The 6,203-nt window shown below is 73.3% G+C and carries 5 protein-coding genes and 1 pseudogene; 2 read left to right on the top strand and 4 right to left on the bottom strand.

Annotated elements, in window-relative coordinates:
* Positions 1-115 precede the first annotated feature (115 nt).
* Together ACFW6P_RS17900 and ACFW6P_RS17905 are read right to left on the bottom strand one after the other, a co-directional pair.
* A complete protein-coding gene (locus ACFW6P_RS17900) occupies positions 116-979 on the bottom strand; it encodes an Fpg/Nei family DNA glycosylase (RefSeq protein ID WP_386353011.1) in 864 nt (287 codons plus the stop codon).
* Positions 980-1,001: 22 nt separating this feature from the next.
* Positions 1,002-3,092, bottom strand: coding sequence for a SpoIIE family protein phosphatase (locus tag ACFW6P_RS17905; RefSeq protein WP_386353009.1), 2,091 nt, complete (start codon positions 3,090-3,092; stop codon positions 1,002-1,004).
* Positions 3,093-3,297: 205 nt separating this feature from the next.
* Between ACFW6P_RS17905 and ACFW6P_RS17910 the strand changes: the two are divergent.
* A pseudogene (locus ACFW6P_RS17910) lies at positions 3,298-4,000 on the top strand (lipase maturation factor family protein); the annotation flags it as partial.
* A gap of 281 nt (positions 4,001-4,281) precedes the next feature.
* Here the strand turns inward: ACFW6P_RS17910 and ACFW6P_RS17915 are convergent.
* Positions 4,282-4,764, bottom strand: a complete 483-nt coding sequence (locus ACFW6P_RS17915) for a GNAT family N-acetyltransferase (protein WP_386353006.1) — start codon at positions 4,762-4,764, stop codon at positions 4,282-4,284.
* A gap of 54 nt (positions 4,765-4,818) precedes the next feature.
* A complete protein-coding gene (locus ACFW6P_RS17920; RefSeq protein WP_386353004.1) occupies positions 4,819-4,992 on the bottom strand; it encodes a hypothetical protein in 174 nt (57 codons plus the stop codon).
* A 457-nt stretch (positions 4,993-5,449) separates the two neighbouring features.
* On the opposite strand from ACFW6P_RS17920, the gene ACFW6P_RS17925 reads away from it, so the two are divergent.
* Positions 5,450-5,899 (top strand): hypothetical protein, encoded by a 450-nt coding sequence (locus ACFW6P_RS17925; RefSeq protein WP_386353000.1) that lies wholly within the window; start codon positions 5,450-5,452, stop codon positions 5,897-5,899.
* Positions 5,900-6,203 lie beyond the last annotated feature (304 nt).

The raw sequence follows: 6,203 nt of genomic DNA on the forward strand, positions 1-6,203 counted from the left end.
GTCCCCGCCCGTCCCCGGGCGGCCCGGGCGCCCCGGTGTGGGGCCGCCGGACGCCCCACCCCGAAGGCACGCACCCCCGCCCTGGCCGGTCGACGGGTGAGCCGGCGCCGCACGGTCACTTCAGCAGGCGCGACATCCTGCGGTCCGCCAGCGGCTTCCCGCCCGTCTGGCAGGTCGGGCAGTACTGCAGGGAGGAGTCGGCGAAGGACACCTCGCGGACGGTGTCGCCGCACACCGGGCAGGGCTCGCCGGTGCGGCCGTGGACCCGCAGGCCGCTCTTCTTCTCGGCCTTCAGCCGCCCGGCCGCCACCCCCCGGGAGCGTTCGACCGCATCGGTGAGCGTGTCGCGCAGGGCCGTGTACAGCCGGCCGGTCTCCTCCTCGCTCAGGGACGCGGCCAGCTTGAAGGGCGACATCCTCGCCGCGTGCAGGATCTCGTCGCTGTAGGCGTTGCCGACGCCCGCGATCAGGCTCTGGTCGCGCAGCGCGCCCTTGAGCTGTCGTCGTTCCCCGGTCAGCAGGTCCGCCAGGCGCCGCTGGTCGAAGTCGGCGGCGAGCGGGTCGGGGCCGAGCCGGGCGACGCCCGGGACCTGTTGCGGGTCCCCCACGACGTACACCGCGAGCCGCTTCTGCGTGCCGGCCTCGGTGAGGTCGAGACCGGCACCGGTGTCCAGGGCCACCCGCAGCGCCAGGGGGCCCTTGCCGGGCCGGGGCGGGCCGTCGGGGAGGCGGTCCTTCCACTGCAGCCAGCCCGCGCGGGCCAGGTGCGTCACCAGATGCGGGCCGTCCTCGGTGGCGAGGGCCAGGAACTTGCCGTACCGGCGTACGGCGACGACCTCGCGTCCCTCCAGCGCGGACAGGGGCGGGTCGTACGTCTTCAGGACGCTGATCGCGACGGGCAGCACCCGGACGATCTCGCGGCCGACGAGGTGCTCGGTCAGGAATTCCTTGAGCGCCTCGACCTCGGGGAGTTCCGGCATGGATCCAGAGTGCCACGTGGGGTCAGTCCTGGTCGGGCACCACGAACTCGCACCACACGGCCTTGCCGCCGCCGCGGGCCTCCACGCCCCACACGTCGGCGAGCAGCTCGACCAGCAGCAGGCCCCGCCCGGACACCCCCGCCTCCCCGGCATCGCGGCGGCGGGGCAGGGCGCTGGAGGAGTCCGCGACCTCGACGCGGAGCCGGAGCGCGGAGCCGGTGAGCGCACGCAGGGTGAGGATCGCGGAGCCCTCGGTGTGCATCAGGGAGTTGGTGATCAGCTCGTCGGCGACCAGGGCGATCTCGTCCGCGCGGTCCGGGACGCCCCACGCGGAGGCCGCGGTGCGGACCATGTCACGGGCGTCGGACAGGGCGGCGGGGTCGCCGGGGACCACGAGCCGCTGGAGGCGGCGGCCGGGGCGGGGGCCCTCGGGGCCGCGCCGGCGCAGCAGCAGCAGCGCCACGTCGTCCTCGCCGCGGCGTTCCGCGGCGACGTCGATGAGCCGGTCGGCGAGGTCCCGTACGTCCTCGGGGCCGGTGCAGACGAGCGCGGTGAGGGTACTCATGCCGTCGTCGAGGTCGGCGCCGGGCTGTTCGACCAGACCGTCGGTGCACAGCAGCAGGGCGTCGCCCGGGTCGAGCTCCATGGTGCCCACCGGGTAGACGAGGCGCCCGAACTCGGCGGACAGGCCGAGCGGCAGACCGCCCGGGACGGTGACGCGGCTGCATTCGCCGTCGGCCCGGCGCACCAGCGGGTCGATGTGGCCGGCCCGCACCATCTGCACCACGCCCGTGGCCAGGTCGGCCTCGGCGTACAGGCAGGTCGCGGAGCGGTCGGTGTCGAGTTCGTGCAGGAAGACGGAGGCACGGGCCATCACGGTGGCCGGCGGGTGCCCCTCGGCGGCGTAGGCGCGCAGCACGATGCGCAGCTGGCCCATCACGGCGGCGGCGTGCGTGTCGTGGCCCTGGACGTCGCCGATGACGGCCCCGACCCGGCCGCCGGGCAGCGGGATGAGGTCGTACCAGTCGCCGCCGATGTCCCGGCCCACGGAGCCGCCGATGGTGGCGGCGCGGTAGCGGACGGCGACGTCGGCGCCCGGGACGCTCGGGATGGTCCGGGGCAGCATCGCCTGCTGCAGCCCCTGGGCGAGGTCCCTCTCCTGCTCGTAGAACATGGCCCGCTGCAGGCTCTGGGCGATGCTGCTGCCGAGGGCGAGGAGGATGGTGCGCTCCTCCGGGGTGAAACCCCGGCGGTCGCTGTAGAGCAGGCCCATCGCGCCGATCGGCTGGGCCTGGACGATGAGCGGCAGATAGGCGGCCGAGGTGATGTTCAGGCCGGTGATGTGCGGCCACAGGATCGGGTACCGCTCGGCGAACTCCTCCGGCGACTCGATGAAGCACGGCCTCAGGGTCCGTACCGCCTCGCTCATCGGGTACGGCTCGTCGATCCGGGTGACGCGGGTGCCGGGAACGAAGCTCTCGGAGGGCCCTTCGGCGACCAGGCGGATCCGGCCGGCCTCGACCAGGCCCATGACGAGGCTGGTGGCGCCCAGGTGGGTGACGCCGCGGGTGTCCTTGAGGACGTCGATGACGTCCTGGACGGTACGGGCGTGGGCGAGGGCGGCCGTGGTGAGTTCGACGACGCTGGTCTGCCGCCGTCGGGCCTCGTCGCGGGCGGCCTGGTCGCTGCGGGCGTCGAGCTCGCCGAGTTCCTGGGTGGCGTCCCGGACGATGCCGATGATGCGCCGGGGCCGTCCGGTGCCGTCGCGCCGGATGTAGCCCTGGGTGTGGGTCCAGCGCAGGGTGCCGTCGCGACGGCGTATGCGGAAGTAGGCGCCGTAGTTCTCGCTGCCGTCCTTCAGGGCATGGGAGACGGCGGCGTCCAGGCGCGCTGCCTCGTCGGGCGGGACGCGCGCGGAGAGCGACTCGGGGTGGTCGTCGTACTCGTCGGCGCGCACGTCGAGCACTTCGTGGGCCCGTGCGTCCATCTGCATCAGGCCGGTATCCAGATCCCAGACGAAGCTGCCCATCCGGTTGAGCGCGAGGATCGGGTCCGGGCGGGCGGGCCAGTCGTCCGGGAGGGACAGGGCGGCACTCGCTCCCCGATCAACCATGGGCCCACCTTGCCAGGATTCGTCCGATTCTTCGACCGGATGTGCCGAGTGTAGGGGCCACCCGTCGTCGTGGTCGGCCCAGGGTGGTTTCACGCGCTCGCTCGGGTTACGCACCCGGAGCGGTGGTACGCGGAGCGTGACAGGAGGTCCGGCGCCGCACGGGAAGGACCAGGACGGGAGGACCGGGGAGGAGGAGCGCACGGCCGTGGACTGGTTCACCGCACCCGAGTACTGGCTGATCCGGCTGGTCTTCCAGCGGGCAGTGGCCGCCGTGTACCTGGTGGCGTTCCTGACGGCGGTGCTGCAGTTCCGCGCGCTGATCGGGAGCCGCGGCATGCTGCCGGTGCCGCGGTTCGTCCGGCGGGTGCCGTTCCAGCGGGCGCCGCGCCTGTCACCCAGCTCGTGGTGCCGTTCCTGCTGTTCACCCCGCAGCCCCTCACGACGGCGCCGCCGCCCTGTTGATCGTCACCCAGCTGTGGCTGGTGCTGTCGGGCACCTTCGCCTGGCTGAACTGGATCACGATCGTCCTGGCCCTGTCGGCCGTGCGCTTCCCCTCCGATCCCCCGGACGTGCCGGACGCGCCGGTCTGGTGCGTGGTCCCGGTGCTCGCGGTGGCCGCGTTGCTGCTCGGCCTCAGCTGCCGGCCGGTGCGCAACATGATCTCCCGCCGGCAGGTGATGAACCGCTCCTTCGACCCGCTCCACCTGGGCAACACCTACGGGGCGTTCGGCAGCGTCAGCCGGGTGCGCCACGAAGTGGTCGTGGAGGGCACCGCGGACGAGGTACCGCGCGAGGACTCGGACTGGCGGGAGTACGACTTCAAGGGCAAACCGGGCGATCCGCGACGCTGGCCCCGCCCGTTCGCGCCGTACCATCTGCGCCTGGACTGGCTGATGTGGTTCGCGGCCCAGGTCGGGCCACTGTGGAGCCGGAGCGCCGACGGGAGGGACGAGCCCGTCCAGCCGCAGCACTACGCGTTCCTCGTGCCCGAGGACCGGTTCGACACCCTGATCGCCCGCCTGGAGGCGCTCGGGGTGACGTACTTCGCCGACCCCGGGCACACCGAACCGGGGCGGGTCAACGACCTCTTCGGTGGTCGCGGCGCCTACTTCGACGACCCGGACGGCCACAACATGGAGATCATGACCCGGCCGTACGCCCGCCCCTGATCTCCACCCGAGCGGCTGCCCTACAGGGCCCGGTACATGACGTGCAGCCCCACCAGGCCGTGCCGGGGGTGCTCGAACGCGTCGGGGACCGTACCGAGGACCGTGAAGCCGAGGGAGGTCCAGAGTCTCACGGCGGGGTTGGTCTCGACGACGGCGTTGAAGACCATGCCCCGGTAGCCGGCGGTCCGGGCCTCGGCCAGGAGGCGCTCGGCGAGAGCCCGGCCGTAACCGCGGCCGCCCCGGTCGGGATCGACCATGAAGCCGGCGTTGGCGATCCGGGCGGCGGGGCCGCCGTAGTTGGGGGTGACGAAGGCGGAGGCCACGACCCTGCCGCGCTCGTCCTCGACGACGTAGACGCGTTTCGCCGGGTTCATCCACAGGACCCGGGCCTCCTCCTCGGATGTCCCCGGGTCCCAGGCGTAGGTGTCGCCCGCGGCGACGATGCGACGCCAGAACGGCCAGATGCGCGGCCAGTCGTCAGCCGTTGCTTCCCTGATCAGCATGGGCGCGAGTCTGGCACGCCCGTGCCGGCGGGTCGGATGGGGGCCGGCGCCCTGTCAGTCGACGCTGGGCAGGATGTGGGGCTCCGCGAGGTCGTCCTCGTAGCCCGCGAGGCGGATCGGGGCCGACCGGGCCCACACGTCGAGGCTGCCGAGCTCGTCGACCCGCCGGCCGACGCGCTCGCCGCGTTCCTTGGGGCGCTGATCGCTCTTCGTCTTCTCCGGTGTCACCGCGCACTCCTTATGTGTCGGTCACCCTCGGGACGTGTGCGCCGCTCCTGCTGCGCCTGACGCCCCGCTCGGGCTCGTATGTCATGTGCAGTTCGGACGCGGTGGCGCCAGGTCGACTCACGGGAGAGCAGGCCGTGGTGAACCGGCGTGTCCCAGGACGGACCGTGGGTGTGGGTAGGACCCTTACTGCTGTCCGTCCGCATCAGATTAACCAAATGAGCAACCCCCCGCTCGATGGGGCTGGAAACAACCGGTAACGATCGCGCGACATCCGCCGTTCAGCTTGGGTTCACGTACTGTTTTGTCCGTGAAGGGGGCTTTCGCGGATCACCCGTTCGGCGTAGGTCGGCGAGGACGCTTTCGAGACGGCTGCGCAGTTCAAGTGGCGTTGGCCCAGGAGAAAGCTCGTCATGCTGCGCTACGGGGGTCAACGGCCGTCTCACGGGAGGACCGAGGCATGGTGCTGCGCGGCGTCGAGGAACTGATGGATCTGCTGTACGCCTGCCGGGGCGCCTGGGACGTCCCGGAGGACGGCTGCCCGCCGGTCGACCGGCACGACCACGCGCTGCGCACCGCCGCCCTGCTGCGCCGCGGCCGCCCCGCGGACAAGGAGCTCCAAGCGGCGGGTCTGGTGCAGCCGGTCGGGGGCCTGCTGTGGCCCGGCGACCCGACAGCGCGCGCCGGTCGCACGGCCGAAGCCGTCCGCGGCCTGCTCGGCGAGCGCGTCTCCCGGCTCGTACGCCACTGCCCCGGCCGGGACGCCCGGGCCGGCGACGATGTCCTCGCCCTGCGAGAGGCCACGGAGGAGGCCCGCACGGCCGGCTTCGACGCCGGTGTCCTGGAGGACTGGCGCACGGTGCTGGAACTGCTGGCCGCGAGGGACTCCCGCCTCCGGGCCCTCGACTGACGGCCCGTCACCCACCACGGGTCCGCGTACCCGGGGAACCTGCCGGAAGATCCCGGGGCTGGGTGACCGCCGAGGGACGCGCCGAGCCGCCCGCGGCCCCACGCGGTCGGCCGCGCACTACGGTGACGGTCCCCCACCGGCAACGCCACCGGCCGGGGGCCCGGCGCGCGGCGGCCTGGCCGCCGCCGGGCCAGGAACGCACGGCGTCACCCGGGGCGTCCTGCGGCACCCCGAGCGACGCCGGGAGCGGGTGACGGGGCGGAGACGGCGGCGCTCGGGCGAGGAGGCGCGACCCGCCGTGGGC

This window comes from Streptomyces sp. NPDC058741 (genome assembly GCF_042746715.1).
GTDB lineage: Bacteria > Actinomycetota > Actinomycetes > Streptomycetales > Streptomycetaceae > Streptomyces.